Below are 2,190 nucleotides of genomic sequence, written 5' to 3'. Positions count from 1 at the left end.
TACCCTCAGGCGGGGGATAACAGCTGGAAACGGCTGCTAATACCCCATACAGGCGGAAGCTGAAAGGAGCAATCCACCTGAGGATGAGCCTGCGTCGGATTAGCTAGTTGGTGGGGTAATGGCCTACCAAGGCGACGATCCGTAGCGGGTCTGAGAGGATGGCCCGCCACACTGGGACTGAGACACGGCCCAGACTCCTACGGGAGGCAGCAGTGGGGAATTTTCCGCAATGGGCGCAAGCCTGACGGAGCAATACCGCGTGAGGGAGGAAGGCCCTTGGGTTGTAAACCTCTTTTCTGGGGGACGAAAGCTGACGGTACCCCAGGAATAAGCCTCGGCTAACTCCGTGCCAGCAGCCGCGGTAAGACGGAGGAGGCAAGCGTTATCCGGAATTATTGGGCGTAAAGGGTACGTAGGCGGCTGGTCAAGTCTGGGGTTAAAGGCCACAGCTCAACTGTGGGAAGGCCCTGGAAACTGACCGGCTAGAGTGAGGTAGGGGTTGCGGGAATTCCCGGTGTAGCGGTGAAATGCGTAGAGATCGGGAAGAACACCTGAGGCGGAAGCGCGCAACTGGGCCTCAACTGACGCTGAGGTACGAAAGCTAGGGGAGCGAATGGGATTAGATACCCCAGTAGTCCTAGCCGTAAACGATGGACACTAGACGTTGGCCGTATCGACCCGGTCAGTGTCGGAGCTAACGCGTTAAGTGTCCCGCCTGGGGAGTACGCACGCAAGTGTGAAACTCAAAGGAATTGACGGGGGCCCGCACAAGCGGTGGAGCATGTGGTTTAATTCGATGCAACGCGAAGAACCTTACCAGGGCTTGACATGCCGCGAACCCTGCGGAAACGTGGGGGTGCCTTCGGGAGCGCGGACACAGGTGGTGCATGGCTGTCGTCAGCTCGTGTCGTGAGATGTTGGGTTAAGTCCCGCAACGAGCGCAACCCTTGTTCCTAGTTGCCAGCATTGAGTTGGGCACTCTAGGGAGACTGCCGGTGACAAACCGGAGGAAGGTGAGGATGACGTCAAGTCAGCATGCCCCTTACGCCCTGGGCTACACACGTGCTACAATGGCGCGGACAAAGGGTCGCGAGCGCGCGAGCGTGAGCCAATCCCAAAAACCGCGTCTCAGTTCAGATCGCAGGCTGCAACTCGCCTGCGTGAAGGCGGAATCGCTAGTAATCGCAGATCAGCATGCTGCGGTGAATACGTTCCCGGGCCTTGTACACACCGCCCGTCACACCATGGGAGCTGGCCATGCCCGAAGTCGGAGCACCCGCCGAAGGCAGGGCTGGTGACTGGGGTGAAGTCGTAACAAGGTAGCCGTACCGGAAGGTGCGGCTGGATCACCTCCTTTTAGGGAGACCTACCTTGGGGCATCTGAGAGGAGTCAGGCCACCCTCAGGCCAGCAAAGGTTATCCCAGGTCGGTCGGGGTTGAAGGGATGGTTGACTGGGGTTCTGGAGGGGAACCGAGGGGAGGGCTATTAGCTCAGGTGGTTAGAGCGCACCCCTGATAAGGGTGAGGTCCCTGGTTCGAGTCCAGGATGGCCCACTGTTTGTCCTGGAGAAGGGAGAGCTAGCAAGCTAGAAGCGAGCTGGCCAAGCTGAGGGCAAAGCCAGAGGGTGGGTGCAGTCTGGATTGGGGGTATAGCTCAGCTGGTAGAGCGCTGCCTTTGCACGGCAGAAGTCAGCGGTTCGAGTCCGCTTACCTCCACCACTTTGGTGAGGAGCCGGGAAGGGGTTCTCCAGTTGGATAGGTTGACGACCGGGCTAGGGGTTTGGGTCCGAGCACAAGCCTCCAGCCGGGTTGAGCCGGCCAGCACTTTGAAAACTGCATAGCAAGAGAGCAGCATGCTTCTGGGTTGAGCCCTCCGAGCCTTGGCTTGGGGGAAGCAGCAGCAACCTGGGGGCATGAGGCAGGTAGAACACCAATGTTACGTGAGGTGAAAAGGTCAAGTCAGTTAAGGGCGCACGGTGGATACCTAGGCACGCAGAGGCGAGGAAGGGCGTGTTACCGACGAAACGCTGCGGGGAGCTGGACAAAAGCGGTGATCCGCAGGTTCCCGAATGGGGCAACCCGGCAAGGCGCAAGCCTTGTCACCTTTGGCTGAATCCATAGGCCAAAGGGGCGAACGCGGCGAACTGAAACATCTTAGTAGCCGCAGGAAAAGAAAACAAACGTGATTTC

At 58.9% G+C, this 2,190-nt stretch carries 2 tRNA genes and 2 rRNA genes (1 of these 4 running past the window's edge); all 4 read left to right on the top strand.

From position 1 onward, the window contains the following. A 16S ribosomal RNA gene (locus ACVWYY_RS14375) occupies positions 1-1,357 on the top strand; the annotation flags it as partial. Positions 1,358-1,480: 123 nt separating this feature from the next. Further along, positions 1,481-1,554: transfer RNA gene (locus tag ACVWYY_RS14370), tRNA-Ile, on the top strand. Between the two features lie 89 nt (positions 1,555-1,643). Beyond that, positions 1,644-1,719: transfer RNA gene (locus ACVWYY_RS14365), tRNA-Ala, on the top strand. 233 nt (positions 1,720-1,952) lie between these two features. Next, a 23S ribosomal RNA gene (locus ACVWYY_RS14360) occupies positions 1,953-2,190 on the top strand (its annotated part continues 2,500 nt past the right edge of the window); the annotation flags it as partial.

The sequence above is a fragment of the Thermostichus sp. MS-CIW-34 genome, assembly GCF_054060435.1.
The sequence above is the reverse complement of the archived record's forward strand: the minus strand, read 5'-3'. Positions and strand labels throughout refer to the sequence as shown.